The sequence below is a fragment of the Metallosphaera cuprina Ar-4 genome, from assembly GCF_000204925.1.
GTDB classification, from domain to species: Archaea; Thermoproteota; Thermoprotei_A; order Sulfolobales; family Sulfolobaceae; genus Metallosphaera; species Metallosphaera cuprina.
Genome location: NC_015435.1, coordinates 735,443 through 753,104, shown reverse-complemented (window position 1 = coordinate 753,104; position 17,662 = coordinate 735,443). Strand labels below are relative to the sequence as shown.

Here is a 17,662-nt window from a genome sequence, read left to right as displayed (position 1 = left end):
CGTTATGGATCTATCTCCTTACTACCTTTAATAATAAAGTATGCTTTTCTAAAAAGTTTAAACCTTTGTAATGCCTATTCACCTCATGATAGTTGTAGGGATAGACGGTGGAGGCACGAAAACAAAGGGTACCGCTGTAGAATGTACTAACGGGAAAGGTAAAATAATCTCAACTTATGAAACCGAAGGGTCCAATTTTCACAACGTTGGATTGAAGAGAGCAAGAGAGAGGATCCTTAAGACCATTCGCGCTATCACGAGAGGCAACTTTCCGGATCTAGTCGTTTTAGGGCTGGCCGGCTTAGATTCCAGGTATGATTACAAGGTACTCTATGAAGGACTTAACGATCTAGGGATGAAAGTGATAATAGACAACGATTCGTACTTCCTTCTCTATAGCCAAACAAGAGGTGGGAAAGGAGTGTTAACTATTTCAGGAACCGGGAGCGTTGTCTTGGGCGTTGATGGTGAGAGAAGGATAAAAGCCGAAGGGGTGGGTTGGTTTCTCTCAGATACTGGTTCGGCTTACTGGGCTGGGAGGAAAGCTTTAAGACACTTAACTAGGGTGCTACAAGGTCTTGAAAAACCATCCCCTATGTCTAACATGATCATGAAGTACTTGAGGGTGAAAGACGTAGACGACTTAGTTTATTGGATTTACCACAAAGGGCATAGGGTTGAGAAGATAGCCTCCATCGCCAAGATCATAGATAAAGCCATTAAGGACGGGGACGAGGTTGCGAGATCAATCATGCTAACAGGGTCACAGGAGCTAGCGACGTCCGCTGTGAGGGTAGCTAAGATGGTTGGAGTGGACCGAGTGTTCGTCGTTGGAGGAATGTTCAACTCTAAGCTTTATATGGAGAATTTCAATGAAGTGCTCCTCGAAACGGATATGAGAGCGATCAAAATTAATCACGATCCGTCCTATGGAGCCCTCATGTACGCTCTGGATAAAATAAACTGTGAGGTGACACTATAACGCGCACGTTCATTTAGATCCTTTGATCCTGCCCTTTAATTTCTCCACACTAAACCTCATGTTATCTATAATTTTACCTAGATCCCCTACATCGTCTAGATAAGGAATTGATTTGAGGAAAGCGCTCTCTATTGCTTCCATCAGGTCGAGAGCTGTAGATTTTATATCTATCTCGAGGTCACCTCTCATCTCTATAGCTGATAGTACGTAAGCTACAGATATCGTTTTGAACTTCTCCTCCAACTCGTTCAAGTTATCAATTAATTCGATTAATTCAGACACCTCCTCGGCCTTTGCGTATTCCTCGTTCTGAATAAACGTCTGCATTTTACTAGTTAAAGCGTTAGAGAGAGTCCCCTTAGCCAACGCAAAGGACTGTAACACCTCCTCAGCCTCAGGTATTTTTAAAAAAATGACAGTACCTAACACGTCATCACCGTTGTTTAATGGTATGTCATCGACGTACTTTCTATTGATGAGATAGTATTGAGCTCTTTTCTTATACATTGATAAATCTCTAAATAATGTTACGCTCATTAAATATAATTAATATCCTCACGCTTATAAAGATAATGAAAGCTTGCCTTACTTCTCAGTTCAGTTAGTTCACCCTTTATCTTTGGTTTTCCTGAACTTACTAGTTAGGTTTTCTATGTCCGGTACTATCGCGTTCTCCCTTGAATCGCCTAAGTAACCGCTCTGTTTCGCTATACTCATAAACTCTGCATCAAGACTGTCTTTAGATCTTGAGTCCAATTCGATTAAGGTCCTCGTTAAGCTGCTCTTGAGCTGGCCCAAATACTCCTCATCTCCCGGAACGGGGAGGTCCTCATCTGAATGATAAACTGGGATCATATCATCGTTGTAAAGTACCATACCTGGAATTCCTCTCTGAACGAATGAGAAGTGATCAGAGAAAGGTGTAGGCATTTCAACTCTCTTCAAATTGAAGTTCTTGGAAAGGAACCATAAGTCTGGAGTTGCGGAAAACACTACCCTGAAAGGATATATCGCATCGAGAGAGATAATCGCGAAGAGGTCCTTTATGTGATATTGTGTGGACCCTGTGCAACATCTAGGCCCTTCTTCTGATGAGAAGAAGACAAGCTTAATGCCGTGTTTTGTTCTTACCTTCTGTAACTCAGCGTAAAGGTCCACTAGAAGTTGAACAGAGAGCAAATTGTCATGAAAACCTGTCAACCAGTGATCTACATGGGCGCCAATTACGACGTATGAATCTCCCTCTCTTACCGTAACTTCAACGTTCCTTGATTTGGTCTCAACCAACCTTGTATCAGAGCACAGATCCACATCTCCTTCTAACCTCTCCGTTGTGAAGAACGTAGGTGGAGAACCTTGGGGGAGGGAGACTCTCCTCAACTTGTCGCCGTGTATCACTACAGCTTCGTATTGGTCCAAGTGGATTTTCTTCAAATCGAACGGGTGAAATGGCATTTCAAACGTTCCAATCTCCCTCCCTATCTTTCCGTGAAGACAGCCAGAAGTGTAGGGTAGGGCTACTGACCTTATCCTCTCCCCGTTCATAATGATCTCCTCTTGTCTAACTTCCCAATATTTTGTACTCACTTCATAGGAAACGTGGTCTGGAAACAAATCCTCAATCGTGGAAAGGATCCTAGATTCCACGGGCCCACCGTGAATGGCCTCACCTAGATCAAGAAGCGATCTAGCTAACTTCATATTATAGCCTAGATAAGCTTTGGATATAAGACTCTTCACTTAACTCTTTCTAAATATTTTAAGAATCTCCTCACGGTCCAATATGACACAGGCTCCCTCTTGATTCTCATCTCTTTTACCTTAAAGAAAAGGTCGCAAACTTCTGGGTCCAAACTTTCCTTACAACACTCTAAAACCTCGACGTCTGAAAGAGGTATCTTGCCTCGCTTACAGCAGGATCCGCGTATGTAGGACCTTATTCCCCTATATAAATTATTAATAGACGAAATCTCATCGCTTCTAGCTATCCCTTCAAGACTTAGTTTGAGTTGAGCCCTTGACAACCTATCTAATTCGTTACAAGTTAGCTCAGATGATACGAACTTTACGTTGGGAAGAGAGCCACAAACAACTTTAGAATCGTATAAGGCGTAGTAACATAAGGGTTCTCCTCTTTCGCAGATGATCTTAAACTGATCCTCAGTCATGACCACTGAGGAGAAGCCCATCGAACCTAGTTCTAAAAGGAGTCTCTTGTTCTGCGTTATGGCCAATACGTTAACGTCCGAAATGCCTTCAACGTAATCTTCCCTAGTATATGAACCAAATATTAAAATAACGCTTGCCTCTTCGCATAGGTCTTTTAACGCAGATTCCAGCGTAAATCACTTGTAATAAACTAGTAACGTGTCCTTATCTAACTTATGGCTAAACATAACTGTAACGACTACGTCTTGATATGCACTCTTGACTGAGGAAGAAATGGATTGGTCTGAGCCTATATGTTCTCTAGAAATCACGATTACAACCTTAGTTACCGATTTAGGCAGTAAAAGTTTCAACAACTTTCCTATGTCAGACACAGCCTTGAGGGGGAGCTTCTTTGGTACAGAACTAATGCCGTAGCTAGATACTATTAGCTCTTCCAACTCCGGCTCAACGTTCTCAAAATTCGCCTTTACCACCTGTGTCGACATTGCTCACACTTCTCCATGAATCCAATCCGAAGTTTTATTGAACCTTTACAATAAAGGTTATACATGTCACATTTTAAACATTACGGTACTAATGTAACTAATAACGTAGGAAAGTTGAGAATAAGTATTTTCATCAACAAGGTTCACAAACGCTTCTACACCGCTAAATCTGAAATTTTTCAACGTCTTTCCTTACTTTAAATACATAGTTAAAATCTATCCCTTTATTAAGCCTAACACAAGTCCTATTATAAACGCTATAGAATTGTAAGGTAGTAAGTTCAAGTAGGTAGAAAACTTAGACTCGGCCTGGGAGGCAGATTGACCCAGGTGAATCAATGCGTTCTCCACGGTAGTTGGGGACAAAGCGCCTATGGCTATTAGTATTATTATTATTGCCAAAATAATGATCCCCACCTTAACTACGTTCTTTAAAAGGAACCCAATCAAAAGACCTAAAACAAACGCTATTATCAAGGATATTATTCCAGATTCAGTTATTCCTGTAAACGCTACCATAAATTCATTAGGAAGAGGTGACTTTTAATTTTTGCTACATTACTTTACCTTATGAAAACCGTTAAATATGAAGTCACGGGAAGAATTGAGGATAATGGTAAAACTACTACATTAAAACGAAAATATAGACACCTTAAAAACGCGAGGGAATTCGTTAGAGCTCTGTTGGGAAGAGAGGTAAATTGGAGCGAAGAGAAGGAAAAGATAGTGGCGGAGTATAAGTCACAGGGAATTAGCTATCGCTTCGAAATAGTTAAACAAAGAATAGAGAGGCCTAAGAGCGAAACTAAAGGAGGTAAAGGAAAGGAGAAAACTGAAGCTAAACCAAAGGAGGAAGAAAAGAAAACAAATGAAACTGAAAAAGCTGAGCAGGGCAAAAACTAGTTTTATGCAGGGATTACAGCCAATTGAACGTGGGTTTTGAAGTCGTTTTTCATTGTCTGATATAACTTCTCTACATCCGCTACGACTCTTTCATACAGTTCTTCCTTATTTACCCAATAAACGTAGGCTGGTCTTCCCTTCCTCTTCTCGTCATCAGCTACCTTCTCCCTATTTATCAGACCCTTATACAATAAGTTGTTAATTGATTTACTTATCGACGCCTTCGTGACGTTTAAGGTTTCCGCCAAGTCCTCTGTGGAGATCTTACCTCCCTTGCACATTATAGTATGTAAAACCTCTACATCGCTCCTAGACAGCCCATATAGGAAAGATATTACTTCTTGAACGTCTACTTCCCTTCCGTCTGGAAATCTGATCCTATTTATTGTCTTGTTCATTTTCTTTTTCACTATAGTTGACATAGCTTTACTTGATTAAAAAATGTATATATATTAAAGTTCAGGACAATACGAAAATATATACTTATAAACAAAAAGATATAAAAATGTTTGTCCGACAAAACAAAAATAGATAAGTAAGTTAAAGAACACATAAAAAAGAAGCCGCATAATTCATTAACTAGGTTAAAACATGAAACCTTCTCTCTTTTTACGATATTAATATTTTTGAGTAGACCTAATTTAAGACCATGAAATGGTTAACGCCATGCGAAGAGGCCTTCAACACTGTGGTGCCCTACATCAGAGTTGCTATAATGCGAAAACTGGTTGAAAGAGGAGTTCCTGTAAAGAGGGCATCAAAGATAGTTGGCCTTTCTGCAACGTCCTACGAGAAAAGAATTAAAGAGGAGAAGTTAAATCTACTGTTCACCGATAGAGAGATCATGGATATGATCGAAGGCCTCGTTACCAGAATAATTTCTGGAGACAGTGTTGAAGAAACCTCCCTCTGTATCTTATGCTCTAAGTCCAGGAAAACTTTCGGTTTACCTGGTTGTTTCATATGAAATAAACCCTCAAAAGACAACTCTAACATCGACCGCAAACGCTCCCTTATCGTTTACTATTAGCGGATTTATATCCATCTCCTTTACGTTTAAGTCCAGGATCAATCTCGATACGTTAGATACGGTTCGAATCAACGATCCCTGATCGTATCCCCTTTTCCTTGCAGTTATCATATCTAGAAGTTTACTCTCTTTCACCATCTCTACGGCTTCATCTTCATAAACGGGGGCTATCCCATAGCTAACGCTCTTTAGAACTTCTAAATATATACCTCCAACTCCGACAACGACGGTATGTCCGAAAACTGGATCCTTTATACCGCCAACGTAAGCCTCCAATCCGGTAAGTTGTTCCTGGATCATCACTCTCTTAGATATTTTAGTTAGCTTACTGAACGTGTCCTTAATCGCGTCCCTCTCAACGTTCATGTAAACTCCTTTGAGTTCTGTCTTATGAACGGGTTGATCGGTAGAGATCTTCATTACTACTGGGTAACCTATAGAATCGGCTATCCTTTGAGCGTCTTCATAGCTCTCTGCGAGACCCCATTTTGGAGTCCTGATTCCATATAACTCCATTAGTTTCAACCCATCATAGTCACTAAGAACAGACTTCCCATTTGTCAGCTCTAATGCGGAGTTTATAGGCTGGGAAATCCTAACTTTCCTTCTTGGAGTTGGTTTATTAACCATAGTTGATATCGCCCTAACTGCTTCCTCCGGAAAAGTGAAGACTGGGATTGAGGCGGACTCCAATATTCTCGATGCAGAGTCCTCATCGTAGCCCATTGTGACGCCTATTATCCCCTTTCCCTTGAAGTTCAGAAGAACTTTAGCTACCTCTGTGCAACTTATGAAGGGGAGGGATTGAACTATGACAAGCTTGGTGCAGTCTAGATCTGAAACTATCTTCAGGGCTGATAAGTACCTATCTCGACCAGCGTCTCCCGATAAATCCAGAGGATTTTTAGCTAAGCTCTGAGGCGGAAGGACGTTCCTTAGTTCGAGGTTCAGCCTCTCAGGGATTTTAACTAGAGATAAGCCTGACCTATATATAGCGTCTGATGTCAACACGCCGTGACCTCCTGAGTTAGTTACTACAAGAATCTCGTTCCTGATTGGCTCTGAGGAATTAACTAACTTGGAGAGGTCAAGGAAATCCCTTAGATTCTCCACAAAGATTCCACCCACTGTCCTTATAGCCGCTTTGAAAATTTCATAAGAACCTGCTAAGCTACCTGTATGTGTCTTGACTGCCTCAGCGCTTTGAGCCGTCGCTCCTCCCTTTATGAAGATAACTGGTTTCCTTGATGTCGCGTCTGGCATAGTTTGGAGGAACTTCTCTCCGTCGGATATTCCCTCTATGTAAACGAAGATGGCCTTAGTCTCCGGATCTCTTGACAAATAGTCTATAATCTCATACTCTCTAACGTCTGATTGATTCCCAAGGCTAACTAGGAAGGATATTCCAGTCCTTGACCTCTGGGCCCAGTTCAACATGTAAGCCCCGATTCCTCCACTTTGAACCACTAGGGCTATCTCACCTCTCCTAACGTCAGCGAAGGCAAAGGTTCCGTTATAGTCAGGGGTCAATAACCCCATTGTGTTTGGACCTAGAAATCTTATCCCGTGTTTGTGAGCTACTTCAACGAGCTCTTTCTCCAGTCTTTCTCCATCCTCTCCTACTTCCCTAAACCCTGAGGTAATAACTATTGCGGACTTTACGTTCTTTTCCCCGGCCTCCTCCATAACCTCCTTAACTGATTCCCTTGGCACGGAGACAACTACCAAATCTATGTCGTCTTGAATGTCCTTTAGTGATTTGAAAGACTTCACCCCCTCAATAACTTCTGACTTGTTGTTGACTGGATAGACCTTTCCTCTGAAGGTTGAGGAGATGTTTCTAAACAATACGTTGCCGACCTTCTCTCTGTTCCTTGACGCGCCCACTACGGCTATCGATCTAGGCCTAAAGAGATAATCTAAAGCCATATAACAATATATACTAAGAAGTTAAAAAAATAATGGATAACTTTCGATAAAAATATTAGATTAAAGGAAATAAAAGTGATTATAATAAATAACTTTTTAATCTTTTATTTCACTCTAATTTATCTAGTTAAAGCCTCATCAAGAAGAGATCCGAATATCAAATGTTAGATCCTTGAAACCGCTACTAGTTGATGGGAACAAAGATAAATCGTTGCATTTCATGGAATTTTTATGAAAGCCTTATGTATGAAGTGTGGAAGGGAAAGAGAAGGGATGGAAATAAGGTGTAAGTGTGGGGGAGCCTTTAAGATAGACGTGGATATCCCGTTTTACAAAAACGTTAGAGATAACTTTCCGTACGTAAAAAAGTGGGTAAGCTTAGGAGAGTGGAACACGCCTTTGATAAGGATAGAGAAGTTTTGGTATAAGCTTGATCTTCTTAACCCGACAGGTTCTTATAAGGATAGAGGCTCTGTTACATTAATATCACGACTCTATCAAGAGGGAGTTAAGGAGATATCCGAGGACTCCTCAGGCAACGCAGGAGCCTCGATTGCGGCATACGGAGCGCTAGCAGGAATGAAAGTAAAGATATTCGTACCTTCGACAGCCAGAGGAGGGAAGTTAAAGCAAATACAATCCTACGGAGCTGAGGTAGTGAAGGTTGAAGGTAGTAGAGAGGAAGTTGCCATATCAGCAGAAAGATCTGGAGCTTACTACGCCTCTCACGTGCTACAACCCGAATTTAGAGACGGAATAAGATCCTTGGCCTACGAAATTGTAATGAATAGACAAGGGAAACCTCCGTCACAGGTTTTCCTACCTACATCGGCTGGAACTCTTCTCCTAGGAGTTTATGAAGGGTTTAATCACATGCTCAGAGAAGGGATAATAGACGAAATGCCTAAGATTATTGCAGTGCAAACGGAAGAGGTATCTCCAGTATGTTCGAAGTTGAAAGGAAAGGTATACAATCCGCCAGTAAAATTTTCCTCCATCGCCGACGCTCTAGTTTCTACCAACCCAGTGCTACTAGACGAGATGGTAAATGTGCTCAAAGAGACTGGAGATTGCGTAATAGTAAACGAGAGGGAAATCATTGATTCCTGGAATTACCTTAGAGGGAAAGGATTATTAGTCGAGTACAGCTCCGCAGTAGGTTTAGCGGGAGCAAGGAAATTAGGAGATGAGGAGTCGGTAATAGTTATTACGGGCAACGGACTCAAAGTACTATAAAAACTTAATTATTCTTAAATATACTTTTTTCCCAAAAATAATTATGAGTTCTAAGTATATACTCAAGAAATTAAAATAGTAAAATTCAATCTATGATATCGTTTTAAACAATTAACTCTATAGGTTAAAAACTATGCTATTAACGTAAAGTAAATCTAGTTTCCTCCATGATGTATCTTACGTCTTAAACTATAGAATAATTTAAAATTGAATATGCATTAGAATATAATACAGAAAAAGGCAATAGATGAGATCACATGATTAGGTTCTCTATTTTAGGATTTAAAGGAGGAGTAGGGAAGTCCACAATCGCTTTGTTGTTATCCATGGAGTTAGCTAAGAGGTATAAGGTGACTCTAGTAGATAGGGATAACCTGAGCACAATTAGTAAACTTTTCGGTTTAAAAAATGGATTAATAAATTGGATCCAGGATAGGGGAGAGGAAAACTTTGTTGCGGCTCGTGGAAATCTCAAGGTTTTAAACATGATAAATTTCTCGTCTGGAGTAAAGTTACCTGACTTATCTGAAATGGCCTCAGTGTACAAGAAAATATTAGACGATACAGAGATTATGATAACCGATAACCCTCCTAGTCTAGACGAGTTTTGCGAACTTGAGTTCAAGGCCTACAGGATGGCGACTGGGGAAGCTCACTGTAACAGCATTTTCGTAACTACACCGGGACTACCGTTGAAGATAACCCTACAGCATATGAATGAGGTCCCTAAAGTGTTAAAGAGCTGGGTTCCAGATATAAAGTACTTCAAAATGGTTGCGTTCATAATAAACATGGTTAGAGGGGAGGTTGAGGACGTTCCCGTTTCCAAAAAGGTAATGATTCCGTTTCACCCTGAACTTCTCTACAGTGGCCTTCGCTTGGACTCCAAACTAGACGAAATAAAACAATTAGTAGAATTAGTTGAAAGACAGATAGAGCTAAGTCTATCTTAGAGCTAATGAAGATGTAGAACAAAAAAGCTTAAAAGTGACAGTTTACTATGATACTTTTTAAGTGGTAAGAGTGCTATACAGAAAAGTCTTTGAAGGACTCGCCTACTCCATTGTGGAGGACGATGAAGCGTCTCTGGTCCTACTTGAGGGGAAGCCTATTGCTGGTTCCTGTATAGAACATGGGAACCACGATCTATTCGACGTTAGTTGTCCCCACGTGGAGCAACTGTTAAAAAAAGTTTTTTCTTAAAACCTATATGCGATTGCTGCTATTTCTATCAAAGCTCCCCTAGGTAATTCTGATACTTGAACTGTTACCCTAGAGGGAGGTCTATCCTTGAAATATCTGGAGTAGACTTCATTGAATTTAGGGAAATCTCCCATGTTCTTCAGGTAAACGAAGCTCATGGTAACGTTGTCGTACGTCATCCCCGCAGAGGAAAGGACGCCGCCTAGGTTCTCCATGACTCTAATTGTTTGTTCTTCTATACCTCCCTTGACTATCTCATTGGTTGACGGATCTATTGGAATTTGACCTGAAATGAACAGGATTTGACCCGCTAAAATGGCCTGAGAGTAAGGACCTATGGGCTTAGGAGATCTCTCCGAATAAATCACTTCCTTCATAGTGAGTAATATCTAAGCTAAGGATTAATGAGTTCTTTCCTCTTTATTTAGCTCTATAACTTAAAAATATTCACTAAAACTTGTCATGTGCAGTTAAAAATATCTTGGGCGGATCTACCCTCAGAGGTCATCCCTCATTACCCTAACGATAGCGCACAGGACTTAGATGTTATCTCCCTAGGAGTGACGGAGACCTTAGTCGAAAACATGCCTATGGAGATCCTTAACCTGGATCCCGCTAAAATATTAATTTCTTCCTTGTTAAGTAGTAAATTACTGGGAAGAGGGATCGATCAACTGGATGATATGAGATGGGGAGGGAAGTATCATTCAGGTGATCTCTCTTCGAACGTTAGTGAGACCTTGACTTATGCGATGCTTGAGAGAAAGTTTGGTGTGAACTTGTTAGATGTTATTCCCCTTAGGTCGGTGAAATACCTATCTTACTCACCAGATGCGGTAATAGAGATAGATCGTTATCCTAAACTCGTCTCCTTCTTAAACGGAAAGGGGTTCCTGTTTCTGAACTCCAGAGGAACTCACAAGTGGTCATTGAACTGGTTGGTTAGAAATCTAAAAAGAGATATCATTAGGATTGAAAAAGTTAGATTTCCTGACAACTTTGCGATCTTAACCTACCTTGTGAGGGAGAAGGAGTGGGAAATGATGGCGGTGGTGATAAGACCGTGAACTGCATTGAAGAAGTTAAAAAGGCGTTCTTTCTCTCCTGGATAGGAGATAAGGATTACGCCGAGAGAATCAAAAGGGAATGTCAAGGTGAGTTGAAAGAACCAGAACTTAAGGAGAGGATCAGAGAGGTTAGTGAACTCTCTAGATCAGAATGGGAGATCCCTAGTTTATTACGAGAGAATGGAATTAACACAGGTGATTTGTTAAGAGGTTCTATCTTAGAGCTCTTAGAAAGGATAGCAAGGACGTCAGAGAGAAGGGAAATAGAGGAGATCGATGGAGTGAGATATTCTGTTACTGACCTCGAACTAATGAAGATAGTCAGAGGTTATTGCGAGAGATGTTACGGATACCAAGTTCATTTCTTTCAGAGCGGATTCGCAATAAGATATGAAAAACTTATTTATATGGAGACGCGAGGTGATCCTAAGGAAGACATGAGAAATATTATAAAAAGTCTCGAAATTTAATAGCGTAACTAAAGATAAGTTCAAATTATTATCGTATAACTTAAAACTAATCAAATTATTGCTTAGTTAAGAAGGTTCAAATTATGTAGACTCTCTAGCCCTAGCCTTATGAAAGGCTCTTGATTTAAGCATCCTCTTGTAACCTTTCAAGACGTCCACTACGTGATTCTAGGTAATTCAGTTCTTGCAACCTTTCACATCACAGCTCATTGAGCCTGGAAGGTCATCACGTTTACATCAAAGTACCTTATATAATGTCTAGCCCTCTTTTTATATTATGAAGTTGGCAGAACTTACCAAGGAAAGCCTTAAAGCGTCAATAGGATTGTTACCGATTGGAAGCGTAGAGCAGCACGGCCCTCATTTACCTATGGGAACCGATTCGATAGTTGCAGAGTCGGTGGCGCAAGAGGTTGATAAACTTGAAAGGGATACATTACTGTTCCCGACAGTTTACTATGGCTGCTCAATAGAACATGGAAATTTACCCCACGTTTCAGTTAACGACCTAAATTTCATGAGCTTCGTATACGATCTTCTAGACTCAACGAAGAGGTTGGGCATCAAAGGCGTGATCCTCATTAACGGTCATGGGGGTAACTCGGAGTTGCTTCAAGTTGTCTCTAGGAAGGTCAACTTCACATTGATGAGGCCTAAGGTGAAAGTTGTTAACCTTCTCAGCCTAGAGGAGTTCAAGAGGTTCGATGACCTACATGCAGGTACCGTGGAGACCTCACTCATGAAATTTTTGAGACCTGAACTCGTTAAGGAAGATAAGATCCCAGTTACAACTGATTACTCTGAGCATACGTTCTCTTTGCTAACCTCAGAGAAAGGAGGAACTGATGGAATAGTGACAAAAGGAACTATTGAGGTTAACGTTGAGATTGGGAAAAGAGTTTTTGAAGAAATGATATCTTTGGTGAGGAAAGAGATATCTACTCTAAGATCAATCATTAACGAGTAATCTGATTCCCGGCTAGAATTTTCGAGCATTCAGTGATCCGTGGCCTTAGCTTCAGCTCGAGGATTCCGCTATAGGAAACTCCTATAATGCTACCCTTCGTTATTTCTATTTTACCGTTACCGTTAGGTTCAAAGAACTTAAGCTCCACAAGGGTGACTATTCCTGGATTCACTCTCAAATTTCCTTGAAGCATGACAGCGTCTCTTAATTTAAACCTCCACTCTAAATCGGATATCTTAGTTATTTCAATGAGTCTTCCCAGGCAATTTAAAAAGGACTCTATCTCCATTACAGTTCCACCAATATGTCTTTACAAGCGTACTTCCTGGTTATCAGTGGTTTAAGTTTGGTCTGCAAAGCTCCCGCTATGCATTCTAAAAATTTTACGTTTTCATCATCTACCTGCCCTATCCTGTAGGTGTATTTGAAGATGGATACCTGAGGTGGTGGAGCGTATTTACTAAGTTGTTCCCTGAAAGCGTCTACCACAAATACCTTGGTTGGATTATGGAGAACAATCAGCGTATCTCTCCAGTATATGTAAGGGGCTTTCAGAGAGGTAGTCTCATGCCACTCTAGTTTAGGTTTTATTATCATCCATACATCTTCCTCTCTAAGTTTCTAGCAACGAGAGAAGTCAGCATAGCCAGTCCGTTAAAAACTATCGCTACTACGCCGCTTCCCACAAAGGCTAATTCGGTAGCGCTACTAAATGGATTATTAGGTTTTTGAGCAAGTTCAACTGCCAAAATCGTTACCATTAAAACTATAACTACAGATGACTTCAATACGTTCATTATATAAATTCTATTTAACATTAATTGTATTCCAAGTATTACTACCGCGTCAAACATCACGGAAAATATTGGTGTTCCAACCTCTAGAGCTAAGAGCGCCACGTTAGGCACTTGAAAGGCCCCAGAAACGTCATAAACGTAGGCGGCTTCAAACGTTGATCTAATGATAGCAAGCGTCATGAAAACAATGGCAGCTATTGAGGAGAAGAAATACAACATCATAGTTGCATATCTTAAGTAATTAAATCGAGGATCAGGATTTTGAGACATTCGAACCTCAAGAATACTAATGCGAAATGTAAATAAGCTTTTCTTTCTAACTGCTAAGGTGTATTTAGCATTTCGACTTTATGTTAAACTCTTTTTATAGAATGAATCTCACATAGTGTAATTCGTTTAGCTAAAAATATCGTATCTTTTTCTAGAATATGAACATGTTTTAAATGATTAAAGATATGACTAAATAAAATAATTTCTTAACTTTGGTTAGACGAATAGGAAACCTTTAAATCCTGTTAACGAAGATTTTCTTAATGGAAAGAGATAGTAGGAAATTAATCATACCGTGCGAATCGGCTATGCGTGACGTAATTCCCGCAATAAAGGCTATATTAGTTGATCAGTTAGTTAAAGACGGGATCTCACAATCTAAGGCAGCTGCACTTCTTGGGATAACTCCCGCGGAAGTGAGTTACTACCTAAAAGGAAAGAGAGCTGATGGAAAGTATAAACAGGTGCTCGAGAAGGATGAGGAGTTTATGGAAATGATAGCCCAGTACGCCACAAGACTTACGGACGCTGATCAAATTAACATTTGTCCTATATGTAGCTTAGCAAGGAAGAAACTTGGCATAATGGATTACACTTGTCCTTATGATTGGTAAATAACAGGAGGACTCAACGTTCTATCTCTAAAGTTCCCACTACTTCATCTTCATGAAATTCGAGTTTGAAACCTAACTTTTTACCTATCCTTATCATGGGATAGTTTTCCGGGAGAGTGTAAAACTTAATCTTCTTTATTGTCTTAGAACGCGCTCTCTTGATTAGTTCAGAAACTAGTGCGGTACCTATACCTCCCCTCCTCTGCCTCGGATCGACCGCTACAGAAAACTCTCCGTCATCGTACAAAGTAGCCTCTCCTATAACCTCTCCATCGCTCTCAGCCAATAAAGTAACGTGATCCTGTCTACTGAAGAGTTGTTCTATCTCTTCGTAAGATACCCTATGAAACGTGAAGAAACGCATGTACAGATCCTCTGGAGTTAACGATTGGTACAACTTATAAACCCCTTCTATGTCGCCCTTCTTGGCTTCCCTTATTACGAGAGGCAAGTTTATACTCTCCGCCATATGTTTATGCATAACTACTATAATTTAAACTCTTCCCATTTGTGATTAAGACGTTAGTCTATATGATGTAACTTAAGCAGGTTTGTCCTTCCGGATTCCATTTTAGGATCTCCTGCAACTATTACTAAGTTACCTCTAACGCCCAGTTCCCTGCACTTTTTATCTAGAGTTGTGACCAACTCGTTTAGATCGCCAGGGTTCTCATTAAGAGTGAAAGGGTAGACCCCCCAACACAGCTTTACCCTCCTTGCGACAACAGGATCGGGAGTGAAAGCCAGAATTGAGGCTTTGGGCCTTAGCCTAGATACTCTAATCACTGACAAACCGCTTCTACTATGAACTGCAATGACCTCTGATTTGGAAAGCTCTGAGAGAGAGACTGAAGAGAAGGCAACGGCGTCATCAGTGCTCTTCATTGGAGAAGGTCTCATGGGCTTCACCTTGTCCTCAGAGGACTTGATTATATTGTTCAGATATTGAATTGCCTCAAAGGGATACTGACCTACAGCCGTTTCATCGCTCAACATTATGGCATCCACTCCTTGGTAAACTGAGTTGGCCACATCTATGACCTCAGCCCTGGACGGTAAAGGATTGCTAACCATTGACTCTAAAACCTGCGTAGCCAATATAACTGGCTTTCCCAACAACTTAGAGACCTTTATGATCTTTCGTTGAACGTAAGGTAGGTTCTCCAATCCTATTTCTACCCCTAAGTCTCCTCTAGCTACCATTACCCCGTCGCTCTCTTCTACTATCTTAAAGAGCCTGTTCACAGCCTGATTTTTCTCAATCTTTGAGATAACCCACGCTCTATTGTTAATTTTTTCCTTAGCCTTGATAACGTCGTTTTCACTTAACACGAAGGAGAGGCCAATGTAGTCCGCACCCAAAGATAAAGCCTCGTCTAGAAGCCTAAAGTCGTTATCCGTTAAACCATAATCCAATGTCATGTCCGGGATGTTAATTCCCTTCCTTGATGTGAGAACACCAGGAGTCAGAACCTCCCCAACTGCGCTATCCTTATCTACTGTCTTTATCCTGATTCTGATCAATCCGTCTGAAAGGAGTATTGTACTTCCTGGTTTTATACTCTTATAGAAGAGGGCCTCCTGGACTATTATCCCGTGATCTGGAGAAAAAACCACCTCTTGACCTCTCTTCAGCTCAACTTTACCGATATCCCCTACTCTAAGTTTAGGCCCAGGCAGATCTGCCAAAATCGATGAGTCAGGAGCTTGTGTTTTGATCAACTCAAAATACCTTTTATGTGAATCACTATCTCCGTGGGCCAAATTAATTCTAAAAACGTCTACGTAATCCTTAACCTTATCAACGAGTTTCTCTAAGGAGGGGCCTAATGTTGCAACGATTCTCGTCTTTCGGCTCATGTAACTCTTGAGAAAACCTGGTTAATATTTCTACAAGCCTCCTTGAGACCCTTCTCACAGGCTCTTTTCAGTAATTCCTCCTCCATTTTCTTGTTACCTAACTTAGCGTAGGCTGACGCTAACTTTACCAAGAGACTAGGTAGCGAATCGTTGAGACCTAAAATTACCTTATCTAATTGATCTAACTTTCTCTTTTCTACTAACGATGTTAGAGCCAAATCTACAAATTCCGAATCTAAACTCCTCTTAGCGTAGCACTCCACCACCCTCTTTAAGTTCCCACAGACCGTTATATCGAAAATCTTTCCTATTGATTCTAAAGTTTCTACTACGTATTGGCAATCTGCAGCGTCTATCACGTTACATATTACCCAATTTGACTCCTTTATATTTGAGGAATTGACGTTCTTACCTATGATCTCCACGCCTTGTTTAACGTCTCCTGAAAGAATCCTCTCCTTAGCTTCCATCAGAGACTTGAGTAATTCCCTGCTCTGAGATCCCATGAGTAATATAATGCTAAAGACGATTAAATAGGTTCATACAAATCTCTCAGCCTGATCTGCGATCTTGTACTACATCTAATTTATCTACGTATTTCGATATATAACCAAACGTGTTTACCTTACCCAACACCAACTCAGATATCTTCTCCCCCATGGCGGGAGCGTAACTCCACCCTAATCTGCACGCCCCAGTTCCAACTGTTACGTCGTCTTTTTTACCTATTATAGGGAAACCGTCAGGCGAGCATGGCCTGAATCCGAGACTTTTAGAGACAACTTCCTCCACTTCGACAAGTCTCTTAGTCTTCTCAAACATGTAATCTCCTCTCCATTCAGAAGAAAAGTCCGCCGAGAATCCGCCGGTTAACTTAATATGATCGCTTAGGGGAGAGATGGCGATCCCTTCATTTACAGTAACTATAGCGTTACTTAATCTCGTTTTGCCCTTCACCCATATGCCGTACCCCTTAAACGCGGTTACTGGAAGGTTTAAGAACCTTGTTATCCATACCCCATTAGTTAACACGACTTTATCAAATTTTTTTCCATTTACGTTTTTCTTTTCAAGGTTTACTTTAGCCTCGTTTCGAATCAGCTTAACGTTAAACTCTTTCAAATCCTTTAACAGTCTGTCGACAAGTTTTTCCGTGGATATCCTGCTCAACTCAGGGAAAAATATACCGCCAGCAAATCCCTCAACATCAACAGTCTCAAACTTAGGGGAGAAAGGACTCGCCTTCTCCTCCTTCACACCTCTCTCTAGCTCTTCCTCACTAGCGTAAACCTCTAGGAGGCCATCGTTTTTGTAATCAAAATCGTTCCTTTCCTCTGATAATTTAGCATAAAATTCTAGCGAAAACTTGGCCATATCCCTCATGAGACTCCACGCCTCAGCTGGCGGTTCTTTGTTTAGAGATTTTAATAGCTCTATTAACCAAGCCCTGTTTACCTGCCTGACTTCGGTTATACCGTGTCTCATATATCTTAACATTTTAGCTATCATGCCTGTACTGTTCAGTTTGTCGAACCTATAGGGCTCGATCAAGCCCGCGGCATGAATGGAGTATTTTCCGGGATTTTCGTCATATATGGCTACGTTAGCCCCTTCCCTCGCCAAAAAATATGCTGAGAAAAGACCTACTATCCCCCCTCCCACAATTGCAACGTTCAT

25 protein-coding genes are annotated in these 17,662 nt (G+C 40.8%); 10 read left to right on the top strand and 15 right to left on the bottom strand.

Annotated elements, in window-relative coordinates; translation table 11 throughout:
* Positions 1-85 precede the first annotated feature (85 nt).
* Entirely contained in the window at positions 86-982 is an 897-nt protein-coding gene (locus MCUP_RS04270; protein ID WP_048057721.1) for a BadF/BadG/BcrA/BcrD ATPase family protein, read from the top strand.
* Between the two features lie 9 nt (positions 983-991).
* Here MCUP_RS04270 and MCUP_RS04265 read toward each other — a convergent pair whose 3' ends face one another.
* From MCUP_RS04265 to MCUP_RS04245, 5 genes are all read right to left on the bottom strand, one after another.
* Positions 992-1,519 carry a hypothetical protein gene (locus MCUP_RS04265; RefSeq protein ID WP_148230896.1) on the bottom strand — a complete coding sequence of 176 codons (528 nt, stop codon included), beginning with the start codon at positions 1,517-1,519 and terminating at the stop codon, positions 992-994.
* 69 nt (positions 1,520-1,588) lie between these two features.
* Entirely contained in the window at positions 1,589-2,683 is a 1,095-nt protein-coding gene (locus tag MCUP_RS04260; protein WP_013737446.1) for a M28 family peptidase, read from the bottom strand.
* Positions 2,684-2,718: 35 nt separating this feature from the next.
* Complete coding sequence (locus tag MCUP_RS04255; RefSeq protein ID WP_013737445.1) at positions 2,719-3,216, bottom strand: hypothetical protein; 498 nt, start codon at positions 3,214-3,216, stop codon at positions 2,719-2,721.
* 111 nt (positions 3,217-3,327) lie between these two features.
* Positions 3,328-3,639 (bottom strand): DUF4898 domain-containing protein, encoded by a 312-nt coding sequence (locus tag MCUP_RS04250; RefSeq protein ID WP_013737444.1) that lies wholly within the window; start codon positions 3,637-3,639, stop codon positions 3,328-3,330.
* 216 nt (positions 3,640-3,855) lie between these two features.
* On the bottom strand, positions 3,856-4,158 hold the full coding sequence (locus MCUP_RS04245) for a hypothetical protein (protein WP_013737443.1): 303 nt from the start codon (positions 4,156-4,158) through the stop codon (positions 3,856-3,858).
* Between the two features lie 51 nt (positions 4,159-4,209).
* Between MCUP_RS04245 and MCUP_RS04240 the strand changes: the two genes are divergently transcribed.
* A complete protein-coding gene (locus MCUP_RS04240; protein WP_013737442.1) occupies positions 4,210-4,542 on the top strand; it encodes a hypothetical protein in 333 nt (110 codons plus the stop codon).
* Positions 4,543-4,544: 2 nt separating this feature from the next.
* Here MCUP_RS04240 and lrs14 read toward each other — a convergent pair whose 3' ends face one another.
* The gene (lrs14, locus tag MCUP_RS04235) at positions 4,545-4,940 is read right to left on the bottom strand and encodes an Lrs14 family HTH-type transcriptional regulator (RefSeq protein ID WP_013737441.1); all 396 of its coding nucleotides are present in this window, start codon (positions 4,938-4,940) and stop codon (positions 4,545-4,547) included.
* 251 nt (positions 4,941-5,191) lie between these two features.
* Here lrs14 and MCUP_RS04230 point away from each other — a divergent pair, with 251 nt between their 5' ends.
* Entirely contained in the window at positions 5,192-5,509 is a 318-nt protein-coding gene (locus tag MCUP_RS04230) for a transcriptional regulator (protein WP_048057462.1), read from the top strand.
* A 9-nt stretch (positions 5,510-5,518) separates the two neighbouring features.
* Here MCUP_RS04230 and MCUP_RS04225 read toward each other — a convergent pair whose 3' ends face one another.
* On the bottom strand, positions 5,519-7,501 hold the full coding sequence (locus MCUP_RS04225) for an acetate--CoA ligase family protein (protein WP_013737439.1): 1,983 nt from the start codon (positions 7,499-7,501) through the stop codon (positions 5,519-5,521).
* Positions 7,502-7,732: 231 nt separating this feature from the next.
* Between MCUP_RS04225 and MCUP_RS04220 the strand changes: the two genes are divergently transcribed.
* The 3 genes from MCUP_RS04220 (at position 7,733) to MCUP_RS04210 (ending at position 9,940) form a co-directional block, all read left to right on the top strand.
* The gene (locus MCUP_RS04220; protein ID WP_013737438.1) at positions 7,733-8,737 is read left to right on the top strand and encodes a pyridoxal-phosphate dependent enzyme; all 1,005 of its coding nucleotides are present in this window, start codon (positions 7,733-7,735) and stop codon (positions 8,735-8,737) included.
* A gap of 257 nt (positions 8,738-8,994) precedes the next feature.
* On the top strand, positions 8,995-9,690 hold the full coding sequence (locus MCUP_RS04215; protein WP_013737437.1) for a ParA family protein: 696 nt from the start codon (positions 8,995-8,997) through the stop codon (positions 9,688-9,690).
* A 70-nt stretch (positions 9,691-9,760) separates the two neighbouring features.
* Complete coding sequence (locus MCUP_RS04210) at positions 9,761-9,940, top strand: hypothetical protein (protein ID WP_013737436.1); 180 nt, start codon at positions 9,761-9,763, stop codon at positions 9,938-9,940.
* Here MCUP_RS04210 and MCUP_RS04205 read toward each other — a convergent pair.
* A complete protein-coding gene (locus tag MCUP_RS04205; protein WP_013737435.1) occupies positions 9,937-10,317 on the bottom strand; it encodes a RidA family protein in 381 nt (126 codons plus the stop codon). The two genes, MCUP_RS04210 and MCUP_RS04205, sit on opposite strands and share 4 nt — an antisense overlap.
* Positions 10,318-10,404: 87 nt before the next feature.
* Between MCUP_RS04205 and MCUP_RS04200 the strand changes: the two genes are divergently transcribed.
* From MCUP_RS04200 to MCUP_RS04190, 3 genes are all read left to right on the top strand, one after another.
* On the top strand, positions 10,405-11,007 hold the full coding sequence (locus MCUP_RS04200) for a hypothetical protein (RefSeq protein ID WP_013737434.1): 603 nt from the start codon (positions 10,405-10,407) through the stop codon (positions 11,005-11,007).
* The gene (locus MCUP_RS04195; RefSeq protein WP_237698021.1) at positions 10,974-11,477 is read left to right on the top strand and encodes a hypothetical protein; all 504 of its coding nucleotides are present in this window, start codon (positions 10,974-10,976) and stop codon (positions 11,475-11,477) included. Before MCUP_RS04200 ends, MCUP_RS04195 begins: the two co-directional genes overlap by 34 nt.
* Positions 11,478-11,754: 277 nt before the next feature.
* On the top strand, positions 11,755-12,444 hold the full coding sequence (locus MCUP_RS04190; protein ID WP_013737432.1) for a creatininase family protein: 690 nt from the start codon (positions 11,755-11,757) through the stop codon (positions 12,442-12,444).
* Here the strand turns inward: MCUP_RS04190 and MCUP_RS04185 are convergent.
* The 3 genes from MCUP_RS04185 to MCUP_RS04175 are packed head-to-tail and all read right to left on the bottom strand — an operon-like array spanning position 12,434 to position 13,511.
* Complete coding sequence (locus MCUP_RS04185; RefSeq protein WP_013737431.1) at positions 12,434-12,733, bottom strand: hypothetical protein; 300 nt, start codon at positions 12,731-12,733, stop codon at positions 12,434-12,436. The two genes, MCUP_RS04190 and MCUP_RS04185, sit on opposite strands and share 11 nt — an antisense overlap.
* Positions 12,733-13,041 carry a hypothetical protein gene (locus MCUP_RS04180; RefSeq protein ID WP_013737430.1) on the bottom strand — a complete coding sequence of 103 codons (309 nt, stop codon included), beginning with the start codon at positions 13,039-13,041 and terminating at the stop codon, positions 12,733-12,735. Before MCUP_RS04180 ends, MCUP_RS04185 begins: the two co-directional genes overlap by 1 nt.
* Positions 13,038-13,511, bottom strand: coding sequence for a hypothetical protein (locus MCUP_RS04175; RefSeq protein ID WP_048057461.1), 474 nt, complete (start codon positions 13,509-13,511; stop codon positions 13,038-13,040). The genes MCUP_RS04180 and MCUP_RS04175 overlap by 4 nt, the downstream gene beginning before the upstream one ends.
* 263 nt (positions 13,512-13,774) lie before the next feature.
* Between MCUP_RS04175 and MCUP_RS04170 the strand changes: the two genes are divergently transcribed.
* Positions 13,775-14,125, top strand: a complete 351-nt coding sequence (locus MCUP_RS04170) for a transcriptional regulator (protein ID WP_013737428.1) — start codon at positions 13,775-13,777, stop codon at positions 14,123-14,125.
* 13 nt (positions 14,126-14,138) lie between these two features.
* Here the strand turns inward: MCUP_RS04170 and MCUP_RS04165 are convergent, their stop codons facing one another.
* From MCUP_RS04165 to MCUP_RS04150, 4 genes are read right to left on the bottom strand one after another with little or no spacing between them, the layout of a single operon-like run.
* Positions 14,139-14,594 carry a GNAT family N-acetyltransferase gene (locus MCUP_RS04165; protein ID WP_013737427.1) on the bottom strand — a complete coding sequence of 152 codons (456 nt, stop codon included), beginning with the start codon at positions 14,592-14,594 and terminating at the stop codon, positions 14,139-14,141.
* A gap of 53 nt (positions 14,595-14,647) precedes the next feature.
* Positions 14,648-15,985: a pyruvate kinase gene (gene pyk, locus MCUP_RS04160; protein WP_013737426.1), complete on the bottom strand. Its 1,338-nt coding sequence runs from the start codon at positions 15,983-15,985 to the stop codon at positions 14,648-14,650.
* A complete protein-coding gene (locus MCUP_RS04155) occupies positions 15,982-16,491 on the bottom strand; it encodes a DUF1955 domain-containing protein (protein ID WP_013737425.1) in 510 nt (169 codons plus the stop codon). The genes pyk and MCUP_RS04155 overlap by 4 nt, the downstream gene beginning before the upstream one ends.
* Before the next feature lie 46 nt (positions 16,492-16,537).
* The gene (locus tag MCUP_RS04150) at positions 16,538-17,662 is read right to left on the bottom strand and encodes an FAD-dependent oxidoreductase (RefSeq protein ID WP_013737424.1); all 1,125 of its coding nucleotides are present in this window, start codon (positions 17,660-17,662) and stop codon (positions 16,538-16,540) included.